The sequence below is a fragment of the Micromonospora sp. L5 genome (assembly GCF_000177655.2).
In the GTDB taxonomy this organism is placed as follows: domain Bacteria; phylum Actinomycetota; class Actinomycetes; order Mycobacteriales; family Micromonosporaceae; genus Micromonospora; species Micromonospora aurantiaca.
Window position 1 is genome coordinate 1,381,532 of record NC_014815.1, and the last position, 24,154, is coordinate 1,405,685.

26 protein-coding genes are annotated in these 24,154 nt (G+C 73.8%); 14 read left to right on the forward strand and 12 right to left on the reverse strand.

Features of this window, described 5'->3' with window-relative positions; translation table 11 throughout:
* Positions 1 to 76 precede the first annotated feature (76 nt).
* Positions 77 to 1,078, forward strand: coding sequence for an MBL fold metallo-hydrolase (locus ML5_RS06845; protein ID WP_013474192.1), 1,002 nt, complete (start codon positions 77 to 79; stop codon positions 1,076 to 1,078).
* Between the two features lie 9 nt (positions 1,079 to 1,087).
* Here the strand turns inward: ML5_RS06845 and ML5_RS06850 are convergent, their stop codons facing one another.
* From ML5_RS06850 to ML5_RS06875, 7 genes are all read right to left on the reverse strand, one after another.
* Positions 1,088 to 1,843, reverse strand: coding sequence for an FkbM family methyltransferase (locus ML5_RS06850; protein ID WP_013474193.1), 756 nt, complete (start codon positions 1,841 to 1,843; stop codon positions 1,088 to 1,090).
* Positions 1,844 to 1,856: 13 nt separating this feature from the next.
* Entirely contained in the window at positions 1,857 to 3,698 is a 1,842-nt protein-coding gene (locus ML5_RS06855; protein ID WP_013474194.1) for a sulfatase, read from the reverse strand.
* Entirely contained in the window at positions 3,695 to 4,516 is an 822-nt protein-coding gene (locus tag ML5_RS06860) for a CDP-alcohol phosphatidyltransferase family protein (protein ID WP_221488134.1), read from the reverse strand. Before ML5_RS06860 ends, ML5_RS06855 begins: the two co-directional genes overlap by 4 nt.
* A 124-nt stretch (positions 4,517 to 4,640) precedes the next feature.
* Entirely contained in the window at positions 4,641 to 4,772 is a 132-nt protein-coding gene (locus ML5_RS33080; RefSeq protein WP_013284321.1) for a hypothetical protein, read from the reverse strand.
* A gap of 96 nt (positions 4,773 to 4,868) precedes the next feature.
* Positions 4,869 to 5,573, reverse strand: coding sequence for a hypothetical protein (locus tag ML5_RS06865; RefSeq protein WP_013474196.1), 705 nt, complete (start codon positions 5,571 to 5,573; stop codon positions 4,869 to 4,871).
* Between the two features lie 2 nt (positions 5,574 to 5,575).
* Complete coding sequence (locus ML5_RS06870; protein WP_013474197.1) at positions 5,576 to 6,361, reverse strand: hypothetical protein; 786 nt, start codon at positions 6,359 to 6,361, stop codon at positions 5,576 to 5,578.
* On the reverse strand, positions 6,358 to 7,257 hold the full coding sequence (locus tag ML5_RS06875) for an ABC transporter ATP-binding protein (protein ID WP_013474198.1): 900 nt from the start codon (positions 7,255 to 7,257) through the stop codon (positions 6,358 to 6,360). The genes ML5_RS06870 and ML5_RS06875 overlap by 4 nt, the downstream gene beginning before the upstream one ends.
* 132 nt (positions 7,258 to 7,389) lie before the next feature.
* Here ML5_RS06875 and ML5_RS06880 point away from each other — a divergent pair, with 132 nt between their 5' ends.
* The 4 genes from ML5_RS06880 (at position 7,390) to ML5_RS06895 (ending at position 11,249) form a co-directional block, all read left to right on the forward strand.
* Positions 7,390 to 8,625, forward strand: a complete 1,236-nt coding sequence (locus ML5_RS06880) for a sensor histidine kinase (RefSeq protein ID WP_013284325.1) — start codon at positions 7,390 to 7,392, stop codon at positions 8,623 to 8,625.
* On the forward strand, positions 8,601 to 9,293 hold the full coding sequence (locus ML5_RS06885; RefSeq protein ID WP_369752233.1) for a response regulator: 693 nt from the start codon (positions 8,601 to 8,603) through the stop codon (positions 9,291 to 9,293). The genes ML5_RS06880 and ML5_RS06885 overlap by 25 nt, the downstream gene beginning before the upstream one ends.
* A gap of 30 nt (positions 9,294 to 9,323) precedes the next feature.
* A complete protein-coding gene (locus ML5_RS06890) occupies positions 9,324 to 10,643 on the forward strand; it encodes a DUF234 domain-containing protein (protein ID WP_236619372.1) in 1,320 nt (439 codons plus the stop codon).
* An 87-nt stretch (positions 10,644 to 10,730) separates the two neighbouring features.
* Positions 10,731 to 11,249, forward strand: a complete 519-nt coding sequence (locus tag ML5_RS06895; RefSeq protein WP_013284328.1) for a hypothetical protein — start codon at positions 10,731 to 10,733, stop codon at positions 11,247 to 11,249.
* A 240-nt stretch (positions 11,250 to 11,489) separates the two neighbouring features.
* Here the strand turns inward: ML5_RS06895 and ML5_RS06900 are convergent, their stop codons facing one another.
* Positions 11,490 to 12,269: a D-Ala-D-Ala carboxypeptidase family metallohydrolase gene (locus ML5_RS06900; protein WP_013474201.1), complete on the reverse strand. Its 780-nt coding sequence runs from the start codon at positions 12,267 to 12,269 to the stop codon at positions 11,490 to 11,492.
* Between the two features lie 257 nt (positions 12,270 to 12,526).
* Here ML5_RS06900 and ML5_RS06905 point away from each other — a divergent pair, with 257 nt between their 5' ends.
* Together ML5_RS06905 and ML5_RS06910 are read left to right on the forward strand one after the other, a co-directional pair.
* Positions 12,527 to 13,168: a hypothetical protein gene (locus ML5_RS06905; RefSeq protein ID WP_013474202.1), complete on the forward strand. Its 642-nt coding sequence runs from the start codon at positions 12,527 to 12,529 to the stop codon at positions 13,166 to 13,168.
* A 32-nt stretch (positions 13,169 to 13,200) separates the two neighbouring features.
* Complete coding sequence (locus ML5_RS06910) at positions 13,201 to 13,665, forward strand: PPOX class F420-dependent oxidoreductase (RefSeq protein WP_013284331.1); 465 nt, start codon at positions 13,201 to 13,203, stop codon at positions 13,663 to 13,665.
* Positions 13,666 to 13,726: 61 nt separating this feature from the next.
* Here the strand turns inward: ML5_RS06910 and ML5_RS06915 are convergent, their stop codons facing one another.
* Both ML5_RS06915 and ML5_RS06920 read right to left on the reverse strand, forming a co-directional pair.
* Positions 13,727 to 14,368: an NAD(P)-dependent oxidoreductase gene (locus tag ML5_RS06915; RefSeq protein WP_013284332.1), complete on the reverse strand. Its 642-nt coding sequence runs from the start codon at positions 14,366 to 14,368 to the stop codon at positions 13,727 to 13,729.
* 54 nt (positions 14,369 to 14,422) lie between these two features.
* A complete protein-coding gene (locus tag ML5_RS06920; RefSeq protein ID WP_013474203.1) occupies positions 14,423 to 15,655 on the reverse strand; it encodes a serine hydrolase in 1,233 nt (410 codons plus the stop codon).
* Between the two features lie 56 nt (positions 15,656 to 15,711).
* Between ML5_RS06920 and ML5_RS06925 the strand changes: the two genes are divergently transcribed.
* The 5 genes from ML5_RS06925 (at position 15,712) to ML5_RS06945 (ending at position 20,196) form a co-directional block, all read left to right on the forward strand.
* Positions 15,712 to 16,305 carry a pentapeptide repeat-containing protein gene (locus ML5_RS06925; protein ID WP_013284334.1) on the forward strand — a complete coding sequence of 198 codons (594 nt, stop codon included), beginning with the start codon at positions 15,712 to 15,714 and terminating at the stop codon, positions 16,303 to 16,305.
* Between the two features lie 54 nt (positions 16,306 to 16,359).
* On the forward strand, positions 16,360 to 16,713 hold the full coding sequence (locus tag ML5_RS06930) for a pyridoxamine 5'-phosphate oxidase family protein (RefSeq protein ID WP_013474204.1): 354 nt from the start codon (positions 16,360 to 16,362) through the stop codon (positions 16,711 to 16,713).
* Positions 16,714 to 17,602: 889 nt separating this feature from the next.
* The gene (locus tag ML5_RS06935; RefSeq protein WP_236619373.1) at positions 17,603 to 18,766 is read left to right on the forward strand and encodes a hypothetical protein; all 1,164 of its coding nucleotides are present in this window, start codon (positions 17,603 to 17,605) and stop codon (positions 18,764 to 18,766) included.
* A gap of 125 nt (positions 18,767 to 18,891) precedes the next feature.
* The gene (locus ML5_RS06940) at positions 18,892 to 19,797 is read left to right on the forward strand and encodes a hypothetical protein (protein ID WP_232236733.1); all 906 of its coding nucleotides are present in this window, start codon (positions 18,892 to 18,894) and stop codon (positions 19,795 to 19,797) included.
* A gap of 87 nt (positions 19,798 to 19,884) precedes the next feature.
* The gene (locus ML5_RS06945) at positions 19,885 to 20,196 is read left to right on the forward strand and encodes a hypothetical protein (protein ID WP_013284338.1); all 312 of its coding nucleotides are present in this window, start codon (positions 19,885 to 19,887) and stop codon (positions 20,194 to 20,196) included.
* 22 nt (positions 20,197 to 20,218) lie between these two features.
* On the opposite strand, the gene dacB is transcribed toward ML5_RS06945, so the two are convergent.
* Positions 20,219 to 21,802, reverse strand: a complete 1,584-nt coding sequence (dacB, locus tag ML5_RS06950; protein ID WP_013474206.1) for a D-alanyl-D-alanine carboxypeptidase/D-alanyl-D-alanine-endopeptidase — start codon at positions 21,800 to 21,802, stop codon at positions 20,219 to 20,221.
* 316 nt (positions 21,803 to 22,118) lie between these two features.
* Between dacB and ML5_RS06955 the strand changes: the two genes are divergently transcribed.
* Entirely contained in the window at positions 22,119 to 22,400 is a 282-nt protein-coding gene (locus ML5_RS06955; RefSeq protein ID WP_013284340.1) for an iron-sulfur cluster biosynthesis family protein, read from the forward strand.
* A 2-nt stretch (positions 22,401 to 22,402) separates the two neighbouring features.
* On the opposite strand, the gene ML5_RS06960 is transcribed toward ML5_RS06955, so the two are convergent.
* Positions 22,403 to 23,419 carry a beta family protein gene (locus ML5_RS06960; RefSeq protein WP_187691233.1) on the reverse strand — a complete coding sequence of 339 codons (1,017 nt, stop codon included), beginning with the start codon at positions 23,417 to 23,419 and terminating at the stop codon, positions 22,403 to 22,405.
* A 279-nt stretch (positions 23,420 to 23,698) separates the two neighbouring features.
* Here ML5_RS06960 and ML5_RS06965 point away from each other — a divergent pair, with 279 nt between their 5' ends.
* Entirely contained in the window at positions 23,699 to 24,103 is a 405-nt protein-coding gene (locus tag ML5_RS06965; RefSeq protein WP_013284342.1) for a hypothetical protein, read from the forward strand.
* Positions 24,104 to 24,154 lie beyond the last annotated feature (51 nt).

A 24,154-nucleotide genomic window follows, 5' to 3' on the forward strand; every position in this document is an offset into this window, starting at 1 on the left:
CGATCTTGGACATCGACGCCGGCGGGGTGGTGGTCTGGGCCTACCGATCACCGATCCCGAACGGGGAGGACGACACATGCCCGAGAACCGGCCGTCCGGCTACGCCCGCCGTCGACTGCTACGCGACACAGCGGTCGGCGCCGCCGCCGTCACCACCGCCGGACTCGTCGCCGGCGCCCCGGCCCGCGCCGCCGGGCCGAGCCCCGTCGCCGCGCCGAGCCGCGCCGCCGGCGGTACGCGACGCGGCGGCGCGGTGAGCTTCCGCTGGTGGGGGACCTCCGGCTGGCGGATCGACATCGGGGACCGGACGGTGCTCGTCGACCCGTACCTGAGCCGGTACGACACCGGGCTGTTCCGGAAGCCGTTCAACCCCGACACCCGGCTGACAGTGGCCGCCGACGTGGTCGACCGGCTCGCCGACCGGGCGGAGAACATCTTCGTCACCCACACCCACTGGGACCACTTCAACGACGTGCCGCACATCGCCACCCGGACCGGTGCCCGGGTCTTCGGCACGCTCACCGCGTATCACCTCGGCCTGGCGTACGGGCTGCCGACCGGGCAACTGGCCCCGGTCAAGGGCGGCGAGGTGCTCGACTTCGACGGGTACACGGTGGAGGTGGCCGGCTCGCTGCGCAGCCGGAACCCCACCTGGTCGATGGCCTTCCCCGGGGTACGGATCAGCCGGCCGCCCCATCCGGAGACGATCGCCGACCTGCCCGAGGGCGACACGCTGGCGTACCAGATCCGGGTCGACGGCGGCCCGGCCGTGTTCTTCATGGGCGCCAGCGACTTCGACGAGCGCAAGCTGAGCGGGCTCGCCCCGGACGTCGCGATGGTCGCCTCCGCCGCCACCACGGCGACCGCCGACTACGTGCCCCGCCTGATGGCCGCGCTGGACCGTCCGAAGGTCGTGGTGCCGGTGCACTGGGACAACTTCGAGACGGCGCTCACCAACCCGCCGACGGTCGCCGACAGCGACCGGGAACGCCTCGACGCCCTCGTCGCCGAGGTGCGCCGGGTCTCGCCGCGCAGCCGCGTGCTGGTGCCCGAGTACCACACCGCGTACCGATTCTGACGGCGCCGCTCAGGAGGCCGCCAGCCGGGCGTAGACGTCGCCGGAGCGACCGGCCGGGCGGTACGTCTCCAGCAGGCGTACCAGCCCGGCCGCGTCCAGCCACCGGTCGCTCGCGAACCGCATGGTCTCCACCGGCGAGTAGTTGTAGCGGTAGCCGCCCGCCGTCGCGCCCAGCCGTTCCACGAGCTCCAACGCGGCCAGCGCGGAGTCGTGCGCGGGCGGCAGGTACTCGAAGGACAGCCCGCGCACCGGATGACTCAGCCCGGCCAGCACGTCGACCTCGAAGCCCTCGACGTCTACCTTGCAGAACGCCGGTACGCCGTGCCGCGCGATCAGGTCGTCCAGCGTCACCACAGGCACCTCGACCGACCGGTCCCAGCGGACCCCGGCGAAGCTCGGATCGGCTGTGACCGACTCGATCCACGACGACGACATGGTGGACACCGTCGGCGTCGCGCTGGACAGCTCCAGCCGCGCGCTCCCGGACCGCGCACCGACCGCCGTCGGCTCGATCGTCACGTCGGCGTCCCGCCCGAAGCCCAGGCGCAGCACCCGCAGGCAGTCCGGCTGCGGCTCCACGGCGACCACCCGCGCGCCCAGCCGCCGCCAGGTACGCACCCGGCCGCCGACGTGGGCGCCGATGTCGAAGCCGAGGTCGCCGGGGGAGAGGAACTGCCCGTAGAGCTGCCGGGCACGCCGGTGCTTGGCCGGCTGACCGTGGTAGACGGCCAGGGAACGGGTGATCCCCCAGGCCCGCGCGAGCATCGTCACGACATCCCTAACTGTGAGTGGTGGACTTCGGTCCGAACGCGTGCAGGAACCGGTCACGGAACGACTCCATCGGCCAGACCGGGGCCTGCGGGTCGGGGTTGAGGCCGTCCTGCCAGCCCCACCCGGCGATGCGGTCGAGCACTGCCGGGTCCTTGGCGACGACTGTGATCGGCACGTCCTTGCCGGCGCCCTCACCGGTGACCGCCCGGGCCGGCTGGTGGTCGCCGAGGAACACGAGCACCAGGTTCTCGTCACCGTACCGCTGCACGTAGGAGATGAGCGTGCGCAGCGTGTAGACCACCGACTGCCGGTACGCCTCCCGGGTGCCCTCCTTGGCGCGGTCGGCGCGCGCGGTCCCCTTGTAGACCGAGCCGTCGCCGACGTCGTCCCAGTCCACCAGCGGCGGCACCGGCGTCCACGGGATGTGGCTGGACAGCAACGGGATCTCGGCCATCACGGGTGCGTGCCCGGGTCCGCGCTCGCGGCGCTGGAACGTCGACAGCGTGTACTGGTCCGGCGGTGAGGAGAAGCTGAACAGCGGACCCCGGTAGCCGAGTTCCTTCACGCCGTACACCTGGTCGGGGGAGAAGAAGTCGGCCTCCGGCCAGGCCCGGGTGAGCGCCGGCATGACCAGCGTGGTGCGCCAGCCGGCGCGCTTGAACGCGCCGTTGAGGGTCAGGTGGTCGCTGCGCACCAGGTTGGTGTAGCGCAACTGGTTGTCCGCGCGGATGCCGCTCATCAGCGTGGCGTGCGCGAGCCAGCTCCCGCCGCCGGTGGTGGACGAGGTGAGGAACGCGCTGCGGCTGCCGTATCCGGCCGCCCGCAACTGGCGGGTTCCCTCGTCCAGGACGGCGTCCACCTCCGGTGCGAGGTCCGGGTCCTCCAGCGCGACCCGGCCGTAGCTCTCCACGAACGTGAACAGCACGTCCTTGCCGCGCAGCGCGGTCAGCAGCTCGTCGCCCGGCACGTTCTGGAACGGGTCGCCGGCGAGCTGCGTGTTCAGCGTCTCCTGGTCGTTGAGGCCCGCCCGTACCTGCCGGGCACGGTCGTAGAGACCGGCCGCCACCGTGTCTGCGGCGACCGGGACGCCCGGCACGATCTGCGCGCCGAGCACGGCGCAGACCACCCAGGCGGCGGCGAGCGCGGTGGTCGCGCGCGCGGAGACCATCCGGTGGCCGGCCACCACCCGGGCCAGCCGCCGCGCCGACAGCGTCACCAGCAGCGGTACGGCGAGAACGGCGACCACTGCCAGCGCCACCGCACCCACCTCGGCGGCCGGGCCGTACGACTCGGACAGGAACTCCGCGCCCGCGCCGAGGAACGTCCAGTCGGCGATCAGGTCGAAGGGGCGGTCCAGGACCAGCGAGAACCCGAGGTCGGCGACCTTGAGGACGAGGACCAGGCCGAGCAGCGCGCCGAGGATCGTGGCCACCACCCGGCGCGGACGTGCCGGCAGGACCAGCAGCAGGGCGACGGCGACCAGCCCTTCCACCGGGATGCGCAGGAACGCGCCAGGGCTGAACTCGTTGACGTCGCTCGGGGCGACGAGCGCCACCAGCACGAGTGCGGCGGCCAGCGCGGTGACCGTCGCGGCGAGCAGCCGCCGGGCGCGCGGTCGGCCGGGCGTCGCGACGCCGTCGTCCCCGGCCCCTGTGTGGCCGGGGGTGCGGTCGACCGGGCCGGCGTCGGACGCGGCACTGTCGCCCGGGTCGCTCGTGGCGCGGTCGCTCTCGGCCGTCGTGCCGTCGGTCGCGGTGCCGTCGGTCGTGGTGCCGTTGTTCGCGGTGCCGTCGGTCGTGGTGCCGTTCGGGGCGTCGTCGCCGTCCGCCCGGCGGGACAGGTCGGTCACGGGCGCCGCCCGCCGACCTCGGCGGGCTCGCGCGCGATCCGCGCGCCCGGCGCCCACTCGGAGCGGTGACCGGCGGGCGCGGGGGACACCGGCGCGGCCGGGAGCGCCACCGGGCGCCGCCGCGACGGTACGCGGTGCCGCCACAACCAGGCGACGTCCCGTCCGAACGACTCGACGAGCATCGCGAGCGCGCCGAGAAGCACCGCGACCGCGAGCAGCCGGGGCAGGACGCCTGCCGCCACCACCGCCAGCGCGATGCCCTGCGTGGCGGCGACCACCTTGCGCCAGTAGCGCGGAGGCAGCGAGCCGCGCATCCACGGCAGCACCCAGCCGGCGGCGACGAAGACGTACCGCATCGCGCCGATCACCAGCACCCAGGCACCGACCTGGTCGGCGACGTACCCGCAGAGGACCAGGACCAGGAAGGAGTCGACCTCCATGTCGAACCGTGCGCCCAGCGCGCTCACCGTGCCGGTACGCCGGGCCACCTGCCCGTCGACCCAGTCCAGCGACAGCGCCACCGCGCTCAGGACGACGAGCACCGGCACCACGATCGGCTCGCGGAACGAGTCGACTGTCAGCGCGGCAACCCCGCCGGCGAGCGTCGCCCGGGTGAGCGTCACCCAGTCGGCCGGGCCGAGCCGGTCCGCGCCCGAGCGGCGCAGCCCGTATCCGAGCGCCGCGACCGTCACCACCCCGAAGAGCAGACCGGCAAGCCAGCCGTACGCGCTCAGGCCGACCGTGCCGGCCAGGGCCGCGAGTACGCCGACCTGGAGAATCGCCCCCGCGAATGGATCAGTTCGAAGTGCGGACACCATGCCTCCGAGGTAGACGTCACGAACCACACGTGTGTACGGAGAACATGCCCGAACAGTTCGTTCTGATGCCGGAAACGCGCCAGCGGATGTGGCATGTCACGTCGGCCGGCGGGGCGGCGCGCGGTCAGCGCGCCCGGTCGGCGGTGTCCTCGTCGCGCCGGGCCAGCGCCGAACGGCGGTAGCCGTACAGCGCGTAGACGAGCGCGCCGAGCAGGAACCAGGCGCCGAACCGCCATGCCGGTCCCTCCCGTCGCACCGACGTACTCCGGCCGGGCCGCCGCCGTCCGGCGAGCCGCACCCGTATGGACGAACGTGAATCCTCGGCGCGAAGATCGCAGCCCGGCGGCGGCGGTCACCCCTGCGGCGGGCCGGCGACCAGCCGCCAGTACTGCCGCTTGCCCTCGTCGCGGACCACGACGCCGAGCCGGGCCAGCTCCCCGTGCAACTCCCGGGTCTCGGCGTCGTGGCCGCCGTCGAGCGCCCGCTGCCGGGCGCGCAGCAGGGCGTCCGCGCCGGACGGCAGGCCGGGCAGCCCTTCCACCCACCGCCGGTACGCGTCCCGGTGCGGGTCCTGCCCGGTCCACGGCCAGCCCTGCCGGGTGAACGCCTCCCGCAGCCGCTCGGCGTCCAGGTCGGACTTCTCCCGGACCAGCTCGCCACCGGCGGTGTCCAGCAGCACCAGCGCCTTGCCGTCGACGAACACCCCCGCAACGTCGGCGCGCGCCAGGTCCCGGCCGTGCCCGTCGCGGTGCAGCCGCACCGTCCGGTGCCCGACCGTGACGGTCAGCCGCTCGCGGACCGCCACCACCGCCAGGAACAGGCCGCCGAGCAGGCCCACCCCGGCCCCGATCGGGTACGCCCGATCGTCCGGCCACCGGTCGAGCAACTCGAACAGGCCCTGGAACGGGAACCAGGCCAGCCCGGCGATCCAGCCGGACACCGCGGTCAGCCCGGCGCCCAGCCCCGCCCCGAGCAGCGGGAACCCCGCCCACATCAGCACCAGCTCGCCGCGTCCGCCGTCGACCACGACGTCCTCGCCGGGTTGCCAGGCGGTCACTGTCAGGACACCTCCCGGCGCATGGTGCGCACCAGACCGGCGACCAGCGGCAGGAGCACCCAGACGGCGAGCGAGACGCCGAGCCGGCCCCACTGCCCGCCGTTCATCTCGGCGCCGAGCAGCGGCTCCATCGTGTACGACGTGTCCAGCCAGCGGGCCGGCTCACGCAGCGCGGAGATCATCGCGGCGAGCAGGCTCCACACCGTGGGCAGCAGCAGGTAGGTGACGATCGCCAGCGGCGTGTTCAGCAGCAGCAGGCCGAAGGCGGCGCCCATCAGCACGCTCGCCACCTGGAACACCGCCGCGTGCGGCAGCAGTTGCCAGTCGAACGTCCAGGCGCCCGCCCCGCCGGTGACGCGGGCGGCGAGCGTGCCGGCGGCGGCGACGGCCAGGCTGACGAGCACCGAGGCGAGCGCGGCGAGCACCACCGCTGCGAGTTTGGCGACGATCACCCGCTCGCGGCGGGGCACCAGCGCGAACGTGGTGAGCGCGCTGCGCTGCGACCACTCGCCGGTGATGGAGAGGATGCCGAGCACCGGCAGCAGCAGCCCGACCGGCAGCAGCGACGGCGTGAAGAAGGCGGTGAACGTCTGGTCCGGCGCGTCGACGACGAACAGTTGCACCACCACGATCGCGGCGGCGATCAGCCCGATCGTGATCAGCAGCCAGCGTCCGGCCCGGGTGTCGGCGAGCTTGCGCAGCTCCACGGCGGTCAGCCGGGCCAGCGAGGGACCGGCGACGGCCGGCTCGTGCCGCGGCCGGGCGGTCGGAACGGCAGTGGTGGTCATCGGACGGCCTCCTTGGTCGACGCGCCGGCGGTGAGGGTGAGGAAGAGCTGCTCCAGGCCGCCGCTGCCGGCCGGGCGCAGTTCGGTGAGGACCAGTCCGGCGTCCGCCGCGGCCTGACCGACCCGGCCCGGCTCGGCCCGGACCACGAAGCCGCCGTCGGTGCCGGCGGTGGCGGGCAGCGCGGCCCGGTCCAGCGTCAGGCGCAGGGCGTGCGGGTCGCGGGCGCGCACGAGCGTGCCGGCACCGGCGAGCAGCTCGTCCTTGCCGCCCTGGGCGACCACCCGGCCGCCGCCGATCACCACCAGCCGGTCGGCCACCGCCTCCACCTCGCGCAGCAGGTGCGAGGAGAGCAGCACCGTGCCGCCCCGGTCGGCGAAGTCGCGCAGCAGGCCGCGCATCCAGAAGATCCCCTCCGGGTCGAGGCCGTTGGCCGGCTCGTCCAGGATCAGGACCCGGGGGTCGCCCAGCAGCGCCAGAGCCAGGCCGAGCCGCTGCCGCATGCCCAGGGAGTACGCGCCGACGCGGCGCCGGGCCGCGGTGTCGTTCAGCCCGACCTGGTCGAGTACCGCCGCCACCCGCCCCCGGTCCACGCCCATGGTCCGGGCGGCGAGCGTGAGCGTCTCCCGCCCGGTGCGCCCGGCGTGCTGCGCCGAGGCGTCGAGCAGCACGCCGATCTCCCGTCCCGGATTGGGCAGGTGCCGGTACGGGCGTCCGCCGACTGTGGCGCCGCCCGAGGTGGGCGGCGTCATCCCGCAGATCATCCGCATCGTGGTGGACTTCCCGGCGCCGTTCGGCCCGAGGAAACCGGTCACGGAACCCGGTTCGCACCGGAACGTGACGTCCTCGACGGCGGTGTGCGGACCGTACCGCTTGGTGAGCTGGTCGACTTCGATCATGCCGTCGAGCCTGCCGGGGCCACCCGGTCACGCGCTGCGGCCGGCGGTCTGCGCCGCCGTCGACCTCGGTTCACCGCAGGCGTCGACTTTGGTAGCTGGTAGCCGGTCCGGAGGGCTTCCTAGCATGGACGGGTGACCAGTGCCGCCGTACCCGATCATCCCTGGCTCCTGCCGGGCTCCCTGGTGCCCGCCCGAGCCGCCCGGCGGACGCCGCGGGACTGGTTCGTGGACGGCGTGCTGTTCGTGGCCTCGCTGCTCTGGGTGCTGATCGCGCACGGCGACGTGACCAGCGCCACACCGGAGTTCGGCCTCAACGCCGGTCCGGCCTGGCTGGAGGAGGTCGACCTGCTCGTCGGCCTGCTCGTCAGCGGCGCGCTCTGGCTGCGCCGGCGCTGGCCGGTCGGGCTCGCGGTGGCGACCGCGCCGCTGGCGCTCTTCTCGGTCACCGGCGGTGTCGCGCTGCTGGTCATCGTGTTCACCGTGCTGGTCCACCGGCCGCTGCCGGTGGGCCTGGCGCTGGTGGCCTGGCAACTGTTGAGCCTGCCGGTCTACCTCGCGGTCCGGCCCGACCCGACGCTGCCGGTCTGGGCCTCCGCCGTGTGGACCGGGCTGTTCATCTGCGTGGTGGTGGCGTGGGCGTTGTTCGTCCGCGCCCGCCGCCAGCTCGTGCTGTCCCTGCGGGACCGGGCCGAGCGGGCCGAGGCCGAGCAGCAGCTCCGGCTCGACCAGGCCCGGCAGCTCGAACGCGGCCGGATCGCCCGGGAGATGCACGACGTGCTCGCCCACCGGATCTCCCTGCTCAGCCTGCACGCGGGCGCGCTGGAGTTCCGGCCGGACGCGCCGCCGGAGGAGGTGGCGCGGGCGGCCGGGGTGATCCGGGCCAGCGCGCACGCCGCGCTCCAGGACCTGCGCGAGGTGATCGGCGTGCTGCGGGCCGAGGTCGGCTCCGAGGCCACGCCGGAACGGCCGCAGCCCACGCTGGCCGACGTGCCCGCGCTGGTCGCCGAGAGCCGCGACGCCGGGGTACGGGTCACCGTGGTCGACGAGGTGATCGAGCCGGAGGCGGTGCCCGCGGCGATCGGGCGCAGCGCGTACCGGATCGTGCAGGAAGGGCTGACCAACGCCCGCAAGCACGCGCCCGGCGCGGTGGTCACGGTCCGGCTGGCGGGCGGCCCGGGGGACGGGCTGGCGGTGGAGATCCACAACCCGTGGCCGGTCGGCGCGTCGCCCACCGCCATTCCCGGCGCCGGCACCGGGCTGGTCGGGATCGCGGAACGGGTCACGCTCGCCGGTGGCCGCCTCGAACACGGGCGGGACGCCGACGGCGGTTTCCGGCTGACCGCCTGGCTGCCCTGGGCGGCCCGGTGAGCGCGCCGGTGCGTGTGCTGATCGTCGACGACGATCCGCTGGTCCGCGGCGCGCTGTCGATGATCCTCGGCGGCGTACCCGACCTGGCGGTGGTCGGCGAGGCCACCGACGGCGCCGAGGTGCCGGCGGCGGTCGCCGCGTACGCCCCGGACGTGGTGTTGATGGACATCCGCATGCCCCGGGTCGACGGGCTGGCCGCCACCGAGGCGCTGCGGGCCACCCCGGAACCGCCCGAGGTGCTGGTGCTCACCACGTTCGACGCCGACGAGCAGGTGCTGCGGGCGCTGCGCGCCGGGGCGAGCGGCTTCCTGCTCAAGGACACCCCGCCGGCCGAGATCGTGGCGGCGGTACGCCGGGTCGCGGCGGGGGAGGCGACGCTGTCCCCGGCGGTGACCCGCAAGCTCATCGCGCACGTCACCGGCACCGCGCCGGGGGCGAGCCCGGACCCGAAGCGGGAGCGGGCGGTGCGGCTGCTCGACGGCCTCTCCGAGCGGGAGCGGGAGGTCGCGGTGCTGCTCGGCCGGGGCCGGACCAACGCGGAGATCTCCGCCGAGTTGTTCATGAGCGTGGCGACGGTGAAGGCGTACGTGTCGCGCCTGCTGACGAAGCTCGACCTGAACAACCGCGTGCAGGTGGCCCTCCTGGTCCAGGACGCCGGCCTGGTCTGACGCGCAGGACGGCCCGGACGAGCAGTGCTCATGCGAGGACGTCGCCGGGTGGGCAAGTCCCGCCTCGTGGAGGAGTTCGTCGAGCGTACGGGCGTACCCCACCTCTTCTTCACCGCCTCGGCGCAACCCACACCCGCCGCCGACCTGCGGCTCTTCGTTGCGGCGGCGGCCGGCTCGACACTTCCCGGAGCGGGTCTGTTCGCCGGGCAGGCACCGGCCACCTGGGACGCGGCACTCACCCTCCTCGCCGCCGCGCTGCCCGCGGACCAGACCAGCGTCGTCGTGCTCGACGAGATGCCCTACCTCATCGCCACCGATCCAGGTTTCGAGGGCACCCTCCAGAAGGTCTTCGACCGGGAGTTGTCCCGTAGGCCGGTCCTGCTGATCTGCGTCGGCTCGGACCTGGCGATGATGGAGGCGCTCAACGACTACGGTCGGCCGTTCCACCAACGCGCGACCGAAATGGTCGTGCCGCCGCTGAGCCCCGGCGACGTGGGCGAGATGCTCCAGCTGCCGTCGGTGGATGCCATCGATGCGTATCTCGTCACCGGCGGCCTGCCGCTCGTCCTCGACGACTGGGCCCCCGGCGAGACCGTGCGCGACTACCTCGCCAAGGCTGTCCCGGATCCCACGTCCGCACTGATCGTCAGCGGGGAACGGGCCCTCGCTGCCGAGTTTCCGCCGCAGTCCCAGCCGGGCGTGGTGCTGCGCGCCATCGGCTCCGGGGAGCGCACCGCCTCCTCCATCGCGCGGGCCGCCGGCGGAATCCCGCAGGCTTCGCTGCACCGCGCGCTCCGACTGCTGGCTGACAAACGGATCGTGGAGGCCACCCTCCCGCTGTCCACCCGTCCTTCGCGCGAGACCCGGTACGTGGTCGCCGATCCGTATCTCCGCTTCTGGCTCGCCTTCCTCGATCACTACCTCGCCGAGATCGAGCGCGGCAGAGGGGATCTGACCCTCGCCCGCATCCACTCGTCCTGGACCTCATGGCGGGGACGTGCGGTCGAGCCGGTGATCCGGGAGTCGCTGCGCCGGCTGCCGCCGGGGCACCTGCCGTTCGAGACGGCGGTGGTGGGCGGGTACTGGACGCGTATCAACGATCCCGAGATCGACCTGGTCGGCGGTGACCGTAGCCCGGTGGCCAAGCGGATCACGTTCGTGGGCTCGGTCAAGTGGCTGGAGAACGGCGCGTTCGACGGTCACGACCTGGCCCGGCTGCTTCACCACCGCGCCCAGCTACCGGGCGCCGACGACCAGACGCCGGTCGTCGCGGTGGTGCGCAGTGGCCGTGCGGTTGACGGTGTCACGGCGATCGGGCCGGCCGAACTGCTCGCCGCGTGGCGGGATTGAACTGCTGCCGTTTCCCGGCCGTACCAGTGGGCGAGGATGTGGTGCGGCCGTTCCGCCGCACCGCTGCCGAGCTGCGGGAGGCCTGCCGTGCGAGTTGGTGAGCAGTCGACGGATCCCATCGACCAGATCCTGGGCGAGGTGCCGGTACCGGCACCGTTGACCCCCGAGGACGTCCGCCTCGCGGTCCGGGCGGTGGTGGTGCACGCCGCCGAGGAGTGGCCCGCGGGGCCGAAGTGCCGCAACGACGGCTCGTCGTTCCCTTGCCGGTTGCATCGCTGGGGCCGGCGCGTGTTGGAGACACACGGTCTCAACGACCGCCAGATCGACGCGCTGATCCGGCACGGCAACCCGTTCGTGCACGTGCCCTTCCCGTTCGTGCTGACCGGCCCGTCCGGCGCCCGTCCGGCCGCCGGGCAGGCCGGACGTCCGGTGCCGGGACAGCCGGCGCGGGCGGTGCCGGGTCAGGCCGTCCGCCCGGCCGCCGCGGCTCAGGCGGCGCGCGGTCCGGTCCCGCGGGTCGCCGCTCCGCCGGTCCGGCCCGGTCTGCGGCCCGTCGCCGCCCGGTCGGCTCCCACCGCCCGGCCCCGCTGGCCCCGGGCGAGCTGACTCCGTCGCCAGGCCCCGGGCGATCCGACCCGTCGCCCGGTCCGGGTGAGGTGACGCCACGCCTCGCCCGATCCCCGGGCCCGCTCACCCGGCCCCTCCGGCCCGGGGTGAGCCGACGCCCGGCGCCCGGTTCCGGTCGCGTCCACGCCCCGTCGCGGAGCGGCGTCGGTCGTGCCGGAGCATGCCGACGGCGGCCCGGCCGGGGAGCCCCCACCCCCGTGCCGGGCCGCCGTCACCGCGTTACTCGACCCCGCAGTCCGGGGCGGACCAGTCCCTGGTGTTGGGCACCTTGTCCCGGTTGTTCTCCCGCCGCGAGTCCACGTGCGTGTGGTCGTCGTGGTCCGGGTAGCCGGGGCCGTAGATGCCGCTGAAGCCCTGGTCGCGGGCGGAACGGGCGATGTCGCAGAGGCTGCGGTGCTTGGCGATCAGGTCGGCCGCGTTGCCGTAGAGGTGCTGGCTGTCCGCGGCGCCGCCGACCTGCCGGTTGCAGGCGATGCTGCGGAACCCGCTGGTCACGTAGAGCGGCTTGTCGCCGAGGCTGCGCCGCAGCGCCTCCAGCTTCCACATGGTGCGCAGCGCGTTCTCCCGGGTGGCCGACGACGAGAGCGGGCCACCGGCCCACCCGCCCTTGCCGCAGCCGTTGTCCAGCTCGGCGTAGCTGAAGTGCTTCGGCGTGCAGTCGCTGTCCTTCTGCAGGTCGTAGATCTTGGCGAACGTCTTCGGTCCGGCCACGCCGTCGGCCCGCAGCCCGTACGCGGCCTGGAAGCGCTTGACAGCGGCGGCCGTCTCCGGGCCGTACACGCCGTCGACCCGGACGATGCCGCCGTACGCGGCCCAGCCGGCCACCCGGATCTGGAGCTGCCGTACGTCGGAGCCGGACTGTCCCTGGGACAGCATGCGGTTCCAGGTGTAGCAGCCGTCGGCGTGGGCCGGTGGCGCGGCCACGACGGTCGCCACGGCGGCCCCGGGCAGGGCCAGCGCGAACGCGACCGCCGCCCGCTTCAGGGTGTTGACGCGCACAGAGTCCTCCCGATGTCAGAGCGGAACTGGGGTTGGACGGGCACATCGACCGGTACGTCCCGTCTCTCTCACCGTGACAGGTGAGAGGATTCTTCGTGGTGATTAGCCGAAATTGTTCTCACATCGGGCGGTTGCTGGATATCGGCTGTGAATAGTGCCTGTTTGCGAACGCGCTGCCGGGTGTCGCCCGTCGGAGGTGGGCGGTAACGTCTGCTCCCGGACCCGGGCGGCGACCTCGACGGGTGGGGAGGTGGGCGTTGGCGCGTGGCGGCGTGTTCTGCGTCGAGGGGCAGTGGCACCGCGACCTCAACGAACGAGGATCCGTCCTGCCCACGCTCGACCTGCTCGAACGGCTCGGCCGCATCCGCTACATCCACAAGGACGCGGCCACCCGCGACGAGCTGTTCTACTTCGTCGACAGGTGGCTGCTCAAGCAGTACGCGGATCACCGGGTGGGCTTCTTCGCCATGCACGGCGAGCCGAGCCGGCTCTGCCTCACCGACTGGGACTCGGTCGAGCTGTCGGACGTCGCCGAGCGGATGGCCGGCCGCTGCGAGGGCCGCCGCCTCTACTTCGGCAGCTGCTCGGTGCTGCGCGCCTCCGACGCCACGCTGCGCGGGTTCCTCGACGTCACCGGCGCGGCGCTGATCTGCGGCTTCACCCGCGAGGTCGACTGGGTCGAGTCGGCCGCCTTCGAGACGGTGCTGCTCGACGTGCTCGCCAACGGTCAGCGCCACAACGCCGCCGAGGTCCGGATGCGCTCGGCACACTGGGCGCCGCTCGCCGCGTACCTCGGTTTCCGGGTGATCTACGCCAACGGCCGTGCCTGGCGGCCCTCGGCCCGCCCGCGCGTGCCGGAGCAGGTCCCGGCGCAGCGGGCCGCCGGGCGTCCGCGCTGAGATCGACCGGCCGGCCTGGTAGAACCGAGGGCATGGCACGCAGCATCGCGAAGAACACCCGGGTCGACCGGGACGCCCTGATCGAGTTCCTCCGCCCCCGCCACCACGTCGTGCTCATGACCACCCGCTCCGACGGGCGCCCGCAGTCCTCCCCGGTGGCGTGCGGCGTGGACGCCGAGGGCCGCCTGGTCATCTCCACCTATCCCGAACGCGCCAAGGTCGCCAACATCCGCCGCGACCCGCGCGTCTCCGCGTGCGTGCTCTCGGACGACTGGAACGGCCCGTGGGTGCAGGTCGACGGCGTGGCCGAGGTGCTCGACCTGCCCGAGGCGCTGGAGCCGCTCGTCGACTACTTCCGCAGCATCTCCGGCGAGCACCCGGACTGGGACGAGTACCGGTCGGCGATGGTCGCCCAGGGCAAGTCGCTGATCCGCGTCACGATCGAGTCCTGGGGTCCAATCGCCACCGGCGGCTTCCCCGCCCGGCTGGCCGACTGAAGCAGTACGCGCCGGATCAGTACGCGCCGGATCAGTACGCGCCGGATCAGTACGCGCCGGATCAGTACGCGACGGTGAAGCGGGCGTTGCCGAACCGGGGATTCTCGATCTCGTCGACGATCGCCACCGCCAGGTCCTCGTAGGTGAGCACCGACCGGCCCTGCGCGTCGGTCACCGGCTGGTCGGTGCCGGTGCGGTAGTGCCCGGTCCGCTCACCCGGGTGGAACTCCAGCGGCGGCGGGGAGACGTACGTCCAGGTCACCCCGTCCGCGCTGGTGCGGTAGAACTCCAGCGCGTCGGCCTGGCCGTGCGCCGAGTCCCGGTACTCCTCCGGGAAGTCCGGCTCGTCCAGGTAACGGGTGCCCTTCGGCGTGAGCAGCGTCGAGCCGCCGCCGACGTGGATCACCCGAGGTGGGTCGGGCAACTCACGCAGCGTGTCGACCAGCGTCCGCGCGGCGTCGCGCCACAACTCGCGCTCGCCGCCGCCGATGGCCACCACCAGCACGTCCGCATCCTCGGCCAATTCGCGTACGCTCCGCGCCGAGGTGGCGTCGCCGGTCACCGTGCGTACGCCGGGGGGTAGGTAGCCGACCGCCTCCGGACGCCGCACCGCCGCTGTCACCCGATGCCCCCGCTCGACCGCCTCGGCCGCGATCCGCGAACCCGCCGTCCCGCCGGCGCCGAACACGACGATGTCGCTCATGCCTCACAGGCTAGGCAGCCCACAGGCGGGCGGCGGGAGTTCCGCCGAACCGGCTCAGTCGACGATCGCCGAGTAGACGAGCTGGCGCAACTGGCTGCGCAGCGGGTACGTGCTCGACGGCATCAGCTGGGTGAACAGCAGCGCGGTGACCTCCTCCACCGGGTCCACCCAGAACGCGGTGCTGGCCAGGCCGCCCCAGTAGAACTCGCCGACGCTGCTCGGCACCCGCGACGGCACCGGGTCCAGCACCACCGCGAAGCCCAGCCCGAAGCCGATCCCGTCGAGGATCGTCTCGGCGAAGCCCTCCGGCGAGAACGAGGCCAGGTCCCGGTTGCCCGGCAGATGGTTGCGGGTCATGAAGCGCACCGTGCGCGGGCCGAGCAGGCGGACCCCGTCCAGCTCGCCGCCGCGCAGCAGGAACTGGGTGAACCGGTGGTAGTCGGCCGCCGTGGAGACCAGCCCGCCGCCGCCGGAGTGCCAGGTCGGCTCCGCCAGCGCGGCCCGGCCCACCCCGTCGGCGCGTACGGCCTGGCCGGTGGCCGGGTGCGGGGCGTAGAGGGCGGCCAGGCGCTTGGAGTCCGCCGCGTCCACCCACCAGCGGGTGTCCGTCATGCCCAGCGGGCCCAAAATCCGCTCGGCGAAGAACGCGTCCAGCGACTGCCCGGAGATCACCTCGACCAGGCGGCCCAGCACGTCGGTGGAGACGCCGTAGTTCCAGCTCGTGCCCGGCTGGAACAGCAGCGGCAGCCGGGCCAGCCCGGCCGAGGCCGCCGCCAGGTCCGCGCCCGCCGGCACGCCCAGGTCGAAGCCGGCCGCCCGGTACAGGCCGTCGACCACCGAGACCTGGGCGAAGCCGTACGTCAGGCCGGCCGTGTGGGTGAGCAGGTGCCAGATCCGGATCGGCTCGACCGCCGGCACGGTGTACGGCTTGAGCACCGAACCCCGGTCGTAGACGCGTACGTCGGCGAACTCCGGCAGCCAGCGGCTGACCGGGTCGTTCAGCTCGAACCGGCCCTCCTCCCAGAGCATCATCGCCGCGACCGAGGTGATCGGCTTGGTCATCGAGTAGATGCGCCACAGCGTGTCCGCCTCGACCGGCGTACCGGCCTCCCGGTCCCGCAGCCCGTACGTCGAGGAGTGGGCGACCTCGCCCCGGCGGCTGACGACGATCTGCCAGCCGGCGAGCCGGCCGTCGTCGACGTACCGGGCGAAGTGCTCGTCGATCCGCGCCAGCCGGGCGGAAGCGAAGCCGACGTGGCCGGGATCGGTGCTCACCGTGACACTCACGACGCGAACCTACCCGCAGGTACCTCGGCCCCGGAAGTGTCATTAGGGTCGGTGGCATGCCCGAGCCGGTCGAGGACGTCACCTACCGCCAGCAGGACTGGTACGCCGAGGAGCTGGCCGACCGGCACTTCGTGCGATGCGAGTTCTTCCACGTCGACCTGACCGAGGCGGTCAGCCGGGGCGCTGTCTTCACCGACTGCGTGTTCGGCAACGTGGCGTTCAACGCCTCCCGGCACACCGACTCGGCGTTCACCAGGTGCTCGTTCAGCAAGTGCAACCTCTTCGAGGCCGAGTTCACCGGCTGCAAGCTGGTCGGCAGCACGTTCGACCGCTGCGACCTGCGCCCGCTGCGGGTCGACCGGGGCGACTGGTCCTTCGTCACGCTCGCCGGCGCCGACCTGCGCGGGGCGCGGATCACCGACGTACGGATGCGGGAGGTCGACCTGACCGGCGCCGACCTGACCGGCGCGACGCTGACCGGCGTGGACCTCTCCGGCGCCCAGTTGCACGCCGCCAAGCTGATCCGGGCCGACCTGCGCGGCAGCGACCTGTCCGCGCTCGACCCGACGGCGGTGCAGCGTTCCGGCGCGCGGATCGACGCCGAGCAGGCGGTGATGCTGGCCCAGGCGCTCGGTTTCCAGGTGGGCTGAGTCCGCTGGGAAATGTGCCGCGGGTTGTCAGGTTTTCCGGACACACTCGGGCGCATGACATGGTGGTCCGACCTGGTGGCGGCCGAACCCGAGTTCGCGGCGCGGGTACGCGCCCGATTCGCGGTCCGCAAGCACGGCACGATGGCGACACTGCGGCGGGACGGCTCGCCGCGGATCAGCGGCACCGAGTTCGACTTCGGTGACGACGGGCAGTTGCGGCTGGGCAGCATGGCCGGCGCGGTCAAGGCGCTCGACCTGCGCCGCGATCCCCGGGTGGCGCTGCACAGCCCGACCGAGGACGCCCCGCCGGACGACCCGTCCACCTGGGACGGAGACGCGAAGATCGCCGGCCGGCGCACGAGGAGCCGCCCGCCGAGGACGGCTCGCACAGTTTCCGGATCGAGCTGACCGAGGTGGTGCTCACCCGGGTGGGCGACCCACCAGACCACCTCGTGATCGAGAGCTGGCACCCCACCCGAGGCCTCGAACGCCGCACCCGCCACTGACCCGCCGCCCCCACCGCCCCGCCGCCCCGCTGACACGCGTCGATCATGAAGTTAGCGGCCTTGGATGCCCGTTTTGCCGCCGCCAACTTCATGATCGACCCGACGGTCTCGGGTGGGCGCGGTCCGCCGTGGCTGGGTACGGAGATCTTGGTACGGAATGGCCCCTGTGGGGGCGGAAATCCTCCAAGATCTGTCCTGCTGGGATGGCCGGCGCCGGGCAGGCGTGGGAATTGCGAGGGCTGATGCCTTCTGCAAGATCGCGTTCTGTGTCATCCTCCCTACGGCGAGCCACGGGGCCGGGCCGCTCGCCGCCGGTGGCCGAGGGAGGGTCGGTGGCTGAGGACGACATCGCGCGTACCGGGATCCGGGTCGGGGGCTGGCTGCCCACACCGGACGACGGGGTCGACGCGCCGGAGCGCCCCGCCGGTCCACGCCGCCTCCCTGGGGACACGGATCCCGCCACGCCCCGGACGGTGACCCCGCCGGACGGGGACCGTCCACCGGCCGACCCGGACGATCGGGTTTCCGTGGGGGACCTGGAACCGCCGGGTACCGCTGTCTGGCCGCCTCCGCGTACCGGTGGCCCGCCGACTCCCGACCTCCCCGCCACAGGCCCGCTTCCAGCCAACATGCCCGTGTCCGGCACGCTCCCCGCAGGCCCTCCCGCGCCCGGCCCTCCTACGTCGACTCCGCCCAGCCCTGACCCGCCAGCCTCCCGGACGCCCAGCCCCGACCCGCCAGCCTCCCGGACGCTCGGGCCAGGCCCGCTCGCCTCCGGGACGTCGGCGTCGGTGCCCGAGCCGCGTCCGAGTCCGCCCGGCGGCCGGGTTCCGCTGGTCGGGCCGGCCCCGATCGGGTTGCACCTGTCCGGCCCGTCACCGGTCCGGCCGGGTGCAGCCGACGAGCCGGCCGGCTCCGGTCTGCCTCAGGAGGCGGAGGCGAGACCCGGCCGGCACTCCGCCCGGGAGAGCATCCCGGCGCGCCTCGCCGGCCTGACCGGCGGCCTGTCCGACGTGACCGGCGGGATCGGTGCCCGGCTGCGCGCCGCCGCCCGAGCGGCCAAGGCCCGGCTGAGCCGGACCCTAGCCCCGATCGCCGGTCCGATGCGCCCCCCGCCCGACGCCCCGGCCACCCGCGTCGCCGCGGCCCGGGCGCGGCGTCGACGCCGGCGCGCCGTACTGGCGGCCGTGGCCGTGACCGGCCTGGTGGCGGCGCTGGCGTACGCGGCCCGGTCGTCCACGCCACCCCCGCTGGCCCGGGAGACCGCGCCCGTGGCGGCACCCGGCAACCAGGCACCCGGCAACCAGCCACCCGGCGACCAGCCACCCAGCGACCAGGCGCCGAGCGGCCAAGCGCCCAGCGGTCAAGCTCCGGGCGACCAGGCACCGGCCACCGGCGAACCGGTCGCCCCCGGCGGGCCGCTGCTCGACGTGGACCTGGCGCCGCTGCCGGGGTCGTTGTCGCTCACCGACCTCGGTACGCGGGACTGGCGGCACTGGGGCGGGACCGGCGCGGACAGCTTCCATCGCAAGGCGGGCGGTACGGGCGAGATCCAGGATCCGGGTGGCGAGCGGCTGGAGCACAACGCGGGCGCGTGTGATCTCCAGTGGACCGACGGCACGCCGACGGCGCGTCAGGAGGGCACCCGGGCGGGTGTCTTCCAGCGCGGCGCCGGGAAGAGCTTCACGCTCGGCGTGGCCGGGAGCGGGGATGTGCGTACGGTCCGGCTGTTCGTCGGCACGTTCTCGGCCGGTGCGCGGCTCGACCTGTCGCTGTCCAGCGGTGGCGATCCCGCCGTCCGCGAGGTCGCCCTCGCCGCGGGCGACCGCTTCTACCAGTACGTCATCCGCTTCCGGGCGGCCCCCGGGGAGCGGCTGCTGATCAGGTGGCACGCCCTGACCGTGACCGGGGGGCAGAACGACGGGGTGGCGTTGCAGGCGATCACGGTAAGCTGAGCGGCCGGTCCGGCGAGCGGTCGTCAGGTAACGAACTGGAAACGCCCGTCACTCGACATATGGCGCAAAGAGCCGTGCGGTGACACCGTGAAGCCCGTCGCGCACCTGTCGTTTCCGGCGGTGTCGTGACCGAAGTGGAGGGTGTGGTGGGCCAGGAGGACCGTCCGCGTACCGGCCCCGGCTCGCACCGGCACGGCCTTCCGCGTACCCGGTCCGCGCTGCGCCGGCTGCGCCGCCGGAGGCGGCTGATGCTGGAAGGGCTGGCCGCGGTCCTCTGCCTGGCGGCGCTGGCCGTCTACCTCGGCGTCGAACGGCACGACACGCCACGCGAGGAGCACGCCGGGGTGCCGGTGGCGCCGCCCGGCCGGGTCGGGCTGCCGAACGAGGCCGGCGACTCGGTGGTCAACCCGGGGCTGCGTCCCCGGCAGCGGCCGCCGTCGCCGAGCCCGTCGCCGTCCACGCCGTCGCCGTCACCGACGCCCGCGCTGCCGCCGACCGTCACCGTCACCCGCGCCGAGGTGCCCGCCACTGTCGACCTCACCGCCGCCGGCCCCACCGACTGGGTCCACTGGGGGCTCACCGGTGCCGACCGGACGGTCCGCAAGCGGGGCGGCTCCGGCGAGATCCGCGACGAGGGCGGCCGGGGGCGGCGGGAGAGCTTCAGCAACAACCCCGAGGCGTACGCCTGGCGGGACGGCAACCCGGTCGCGTCGGCGAGCGGCACCATGTCCGGCGTCTACACCTGCAACCGGGGCAGTGGGTTCAACCTCGCGGTTGCGGCCGACGGGCAGCAGCGCACGGTGCGTCTGTACGCCGGGCTCTGGATGGCCCGCGGCCGCCTCGACGTGCGCGTCTCCAGCGGCGGCCCGGTGACCACGCTGCGGATGGAGGATCCGCACACCGCGCTCACCGCCGAGTTCACGATCAAGTTCCGCGCCCCGCGCGGCGCGAAGCTGCTGATGAACTGGACGGTGGAGGAGTCGCTCGGCGACTGCGGCAACGTCAGTCTCCAGGCGGTGGCGCTGCGCTGAGCGGGGACAGTTTGTCCGTCGCGTACCCGGCCGGGCGTCGTACGTTTCGGTTGTCCCGTCCGACCATCCTCTGTGGAGGCCCGACCGATGACCGGCCCTGCCCCCGTCGCCCCCGCCCGCCCGCGCACCGACTGTGACGTGCTGCGCGAGATCCCGATGCCGCCGTACGTGACGGTCGAGGACGTCCAGTTCGCGGTGCGGGCGGTGGTGGTGCACGCGCCGCGGGCCTGGTCGGGCGGGACCATCTGCCGCAACGACGCCAGCCCGCATCCGTGCCGCCTGCACGTGTGGGGCCGCCGGGTGCTCACGCTGCGCGGGCTGCCGTCGGCCGAGATCGACGCGCTGGTCGAGCGCGGCGATCCCGCGGCCGACCCGCGTCCGTACCGCCCCGGCGCCTGAGCACCGGGGCGGTACGGGCCGGTCAGCAGAGCGCGGGCTTCACCCAGGAGCACTCCCGGCCCTCCGGCACGCGCGGCGACTCGGGTGCGGCCGGCACCGTCCGCCGGGCGGTCGCCGTCTCCTTCTCGGTGTACGAGGCCAGCGCGATGGCGATCTGGTCCTCCAGCCCCTTCACCGACGAGGTGAGGTAGTTGTTCAGCACGATCGAGAAGGCGAGCAGCCGCCCGTCGGCGTCGGTGACGTAGCCGGAGAGCGCTGACGCGCCGGTCAGGCTGCCGGTCTTGGCGTGCACGTTGTTCGCTGCTGCCGTGCCGCCCATCCGGCTGCGCAGCGTTCCGCCCACGAACCGGTCCGGGTTGCCGGCCACCGGCAGCGCGGCGTACCAGGTGTCGAACCACGGTTCGGCGCGGACCGCCGAGAGCAGCGTGACGAACTGGGCCGGCGGGACGAGGTTGCGCCGGGACAGCCCGGAACCGTCGCGTTGGCGCAGTGTGCCGGTGTCCACTCCGGCGTCGCCCACGTACCCGCTGATCGCTGACAGCCCGGCGGCCCAGGTGCCGGATCCGGAGAGCTGCCGGCCCAGTTCCTTGGTCAGCACCTCGGCGTGACCGTTGTTGGAGAGCTTGAGGAACGGCACCATCAGGTCGGCCAGCGGCATCGAGTCGTGCCGGGCGAGCGGCTTGGCGGTGTCGGGGGTGGCGGTGCCGAGCACGGTCCGGCCGAGCACCCGTACGCCGTGCCGCCGCAGCGCGGAGCGGAACACGTCGGCGGCGTACCCGGTCGGTTCCCACACGGTGACCCAGTCGCTCTCGGCGGCCTGGCCGACGGCGATCTGGCCGGTCACCACCACCGTGTTGCCGCCGTGCTCGCGCTCGAAGGAGATGGTGGTCTCGCCGTCGGCGACCGTCTCGGCCCGGTTGTCGATCCGCAGCCAGCCGTTGTCAGGCGTCATGGTGATCTTCGGCCGGGCGCCGGCCCGGGTGCCCGGCGCGGCGTGGACGATCACGGTGCCGGCGTCGTAGTCGGTGTCCGGGGCCACTGTCAGCGCCGACACCTGGGCGGCGTAGTAGTAGGGCTCGTCGTCCCAGGTCCAGTCCGGACCGAGGCGGCCCTTGTCGTACCGGGTGTCGTCGGCGATCAGATCGCCCGCGACCACGCGTACGCCGGCCGCGGCGACCTGCTCGGCGAGCCGGTCGTAGTCGGCGGCGAGGATGGTGGGGTCGCCGCCGCCACGCAGGTAGAGGTCGCCGGAGAGCATCCCGGCGCGCCGCGGCCCGTCGACGCTCACCTCGGTGGTGAAGCGGTGGCCCGGACCGAGGAGTTCCATCGCCGCCGCCGAGGTGAGCAGCTTCGTGTTGGAGGCGGGGATGAGCCGCCGGGTGCCGTTGCGGTCGTAGAGCGTACGACCGGTGGTGGTGTCGACGACGACCACGCCCGCCTGCGCCCCGTTGAGCCGGCTGTCGGCGAGGACGGCGTCGATGGTGGCGTTCAGCCGGGTCTGCGCGGGGGTGGGCGCTTCGGCGGTGGCGGTGGTGGTGCCGGCGGCAGCCGCGGTGGCGACCAGCGCCAGCACCGCGAGCGCCCGGGGGAATAGGCGACGATGCATGGGAAGATGCTGCCACGGAGATTTCCTGCGGGAAAGGCTCCGGCGCGAAAGGTTATTTGCGGCCGCCGATGCGGTCACCGCAAACCCCCGGTGTTCCCGGTACGGCTCGGGGAAAACACCTGTTCACCGGGGAGCGGCCGATCGCCGGGTTCCGTTTGACGGATGACCTGGCAGCGGGCACGGTGGGGGTGAGGGCGGTGGAACCGCCCTGCTTCCAGCGCGGCGAGATCGTGTCTCGCCCGCTTCCGGGTCGCGAGCCGACCGCGTGGGCCGTGTCGCCCGCGAAACCCGACATCCAGCCATGAGGAGTTCAGCCATGCTGACCATGACCGACAACGCCGTCCTGGTGATCCGTGACCTCGCCGCCCAGCAGGACGTCGCCGACGCCGGCGGGCTGCGCATCGCCGCCGACACCGACGCCGGTTCGCTCTCGATCGAGCTGGTGCCGCAGCCGGTGCAGGGCGACCAGGTGGTGGACACCGAGGGTGCGCGCATCTTCCTCGACTCGGACGCGGCCGAGCTGCTCAACGACACGTCGGTGGACGCGATGGTCGACGAGGAGGGCGTGGTCCAGTTCGGGTTCACCGAGAAGGAGTGAACTCAGCCGGCGCGCTGGTCCGGTTCCGGCCGGACCAGCGCGGCCAGCACGTGCGCCAGGTGGTGCGAGGTGCTCCACGCGATCCAGTTGGCGGGTGAGCCCGCGCCGGCGCCCCGCCGGGCCCGCCGGACGATCTCGTGGTCGCCCCACGAGAAGCCGGCCCCGGCCGAAGACCAGTGCGGCGCGGCAGTGAGTGTGCGGCACAGGTCGGCGAAGCGCTCGTCGCCCCGCCCACCCCGCCGCGACCAGCGGTAGACCCACCACGCGTCGTCGGCTGCCCAGCGCAGCGTCGGTGTCCGGTCGCCCGGCTCGTCCGCGTCGCGTACCGCGCAGCCGACGCCGTAGTCGCCGTACCCGAGGCGCAGATCGGCCAGACGCCGCCAGAGCGACCAGTCGTACCGTTCCAGGCGGACCGGTTCGTCCACCGGCAGCCGGGACAGGGCCGGCGGCATCCCGCCGGCCGCCGCCGTCACCGAGCGCCAGGCGTGCCGCCGGGCCCACTGCGCCGCCCGCCGGACCCTCGGCTCGGCCAGCCGGACGTCGGCCTGGCAGCACACGTCCCCGGCGTCGAGCAGCAGGTCGCACTGCTCGGGCAGCAGGCCGGTCACCCGCCACACCCGTTCCGCGGCCGCGGTTGCGGCGTCCGGCCCGGCCCGGTCCGGACCGACGCGCAACCGGACGACCGCGTGGTGTGCCCAGGCCCGGGCCGCCGCGCCGTGCGCGGCCAGCCGCCGGTCACTGTCCGCGAGACCGATGACCGGCACCAGCGGTACGCCCCAGCGGACCGGGTCGTGTTCCGTGGCATCCGGCAGCGCCGACACGTCGACGGCGGGCAGCAGCCCGGCGGGCAGCCGGATCAGGGAGTCCACGATGGACGTCGCGTCCGCCGGGACGTCGAGGATCGGTGCGAGCAGCGCGGCGGAGGCGTCGTCGAGCCGGGCCAGCGCCTCCAGTTCCCCGCGCCGTGCGGCCAGCACCGGGCGGTAGACCGGAGATCGACCTCGGAGCGGCGGCACCATACTTCAATGTAGCCAGACGATTGCGCTGCGTCATGGCTTCCGGTCGGCTCCGGTGCCGGAGCGGGCGTCGCAGGGGTCGGCGGAGCCGGTCGCGAATCGACCGTAGGACCGACGTTTCCGCAGCTCAGAGCTGTCCACTGTCAGTGATCGGACAGTCCTCCGGCTGGTTGCCGGGCGGCTCGCCGACATAGCGTCGGAATCACCGAGGGGGACCGCCGACGATCGCCCGGACGCGTACGAACGCCTCCTGCCGGCGTACCGGCGGGAGAGAGGATCACCATGCCCAGCCGTAGAGCTAGGAGGGAAACCACCGGCCAGCCGATCCCGAGCATGCGGGAGGCCGCGCGCGCCGACACCGAGATCAACTCGTGCTCGCCGGTCGGGTTGCCGGCCACCGCACGCATGCTGTTCGCCGTGGTCGACGCCAACGGAAGGCTCGTCCGCGGCCTCGGCGCCACCTCGGCCACCCGGCTCGCCGCCGGGATGTACCAGGTCTCGTTCGACCAGGACGTGGCCGGAGCGGCGTACGTCGGGACGGTCGGCCCCGCGACCGCCAACGGGCTGGTCCCGCAGGGTGTCATCACCGTGGCGCCGCGCTCGGGCATCGCCAACGCGGTGTTCGTCGAGACGCACGGCACGAGCGGGCACGCGGACCGCCCGTTCCACCTGGCCGTGCTGGCCTGACCGGACGCGCAGACGAGCGCACGGCGCCGCACGACCTCCGGTCGTAACGTC

Coding starts and splice junctions, on each gene's coding strand:
- ML5_RS06845 (WP_013474192.1), top strand. CDS start 77: ATGCCCGAGAACCGGCCGTCCGGCTACGCCCGCCGTCGACTGCTACGC.
- ML5_RS06850 (WP_013474193.1), bottom strand. CDS start 1,843: ATGCTCGCGCGGGCCTGGGGGATCACCCGTTCCCTGGCCGTCTACCAC.
- ML5_RS06860 (WP_221488134.1), bottom strand. CDS start 4,516: ATGGTGTCCGCACTTCGAACTGATCCATTCGCGGGGGCGATTCTCCAG.
- ML5_RS06870 (WP_013474197.1), bottom strand. CDS start 6,361: ATGACCACCACTGCCGTTCCGACCGCCCGGCCGCGGCACGAGCCGGCC.
- ML5_RS06875 (WP_013474198.1), bottom strand. CDS start 7,257: ATGATCGAAGTCGACCAGCTCACCAAGCGGTACGGTCCGCACACCGCC.
- ML5_RS06890 (WP_236619372.1), top strand. CDS start 9,324: ATGCGAGGACGTCGCCGGGTGGGCAAGTCCCGCCTCGTGGAGGAGTTC.
- ML5_RS06910 (WP_013284331.1), top strand. CDS start 13,201: ATGGCACGCAGCATCGCGAAGAACACCCGGGTCGACCGGGACGCCCTG.
- ML5_RS06915 (WP_013284332.1), bottom strand. CDS start 14,368: ATGAGCGACATCGTCGTGTTCGGCGCCGGCGGGACGGCGGGTTCGCGG.
- ML5_RS06925 (WP_013284334.1), top strand. CDS start 15,712: ATGCCCGAGCCGGTCGAGGACGTCACCTACCGCCAGCAGGACTGGTAC.
- ML5_RS06930 (WP_013474204.1), top strand. CDS start 16,360: ATGACATGGTGGTCCGACCTGGTGGCGGCCGAACCCGAGTTCGCGGCG.
- ML5_RS06945 (WP_013284338.1), top strand. CDS start 19,885: ATGACCGGCCCTGCCCCCGTCGCCCCCGCCCGCCCGCGCACCGACTGT.
- dacB (WP_013474206.1), bottom strand. CDS start 21,802: ATGCATCGTCGCCTATTCCCCCGGGCGCTCGCGGTGCTGGCGCTGGTC.
- ML5_RS06955 (WP_013284340.1), top strand. CDS start 22,119: ATGCTGACCATGACCGACAACGCCGTCCTGGTGATCCGTGACCTCGCC.
- ML5_RS06960 (WP_187691233.1), bottom strand. CDS start 23,419: ATGGTGCCGCCGCTCCGAGGTCGATCTCCGGTCTACCGCCCGGTGCTG.
- ML5_RS06965 (WP_013284342.1), top strand. CDS start 23,699: ATGCCCAGCCGTAGAGCTAGGAGGGAAACCACCGGCCAGCCGATCCCG.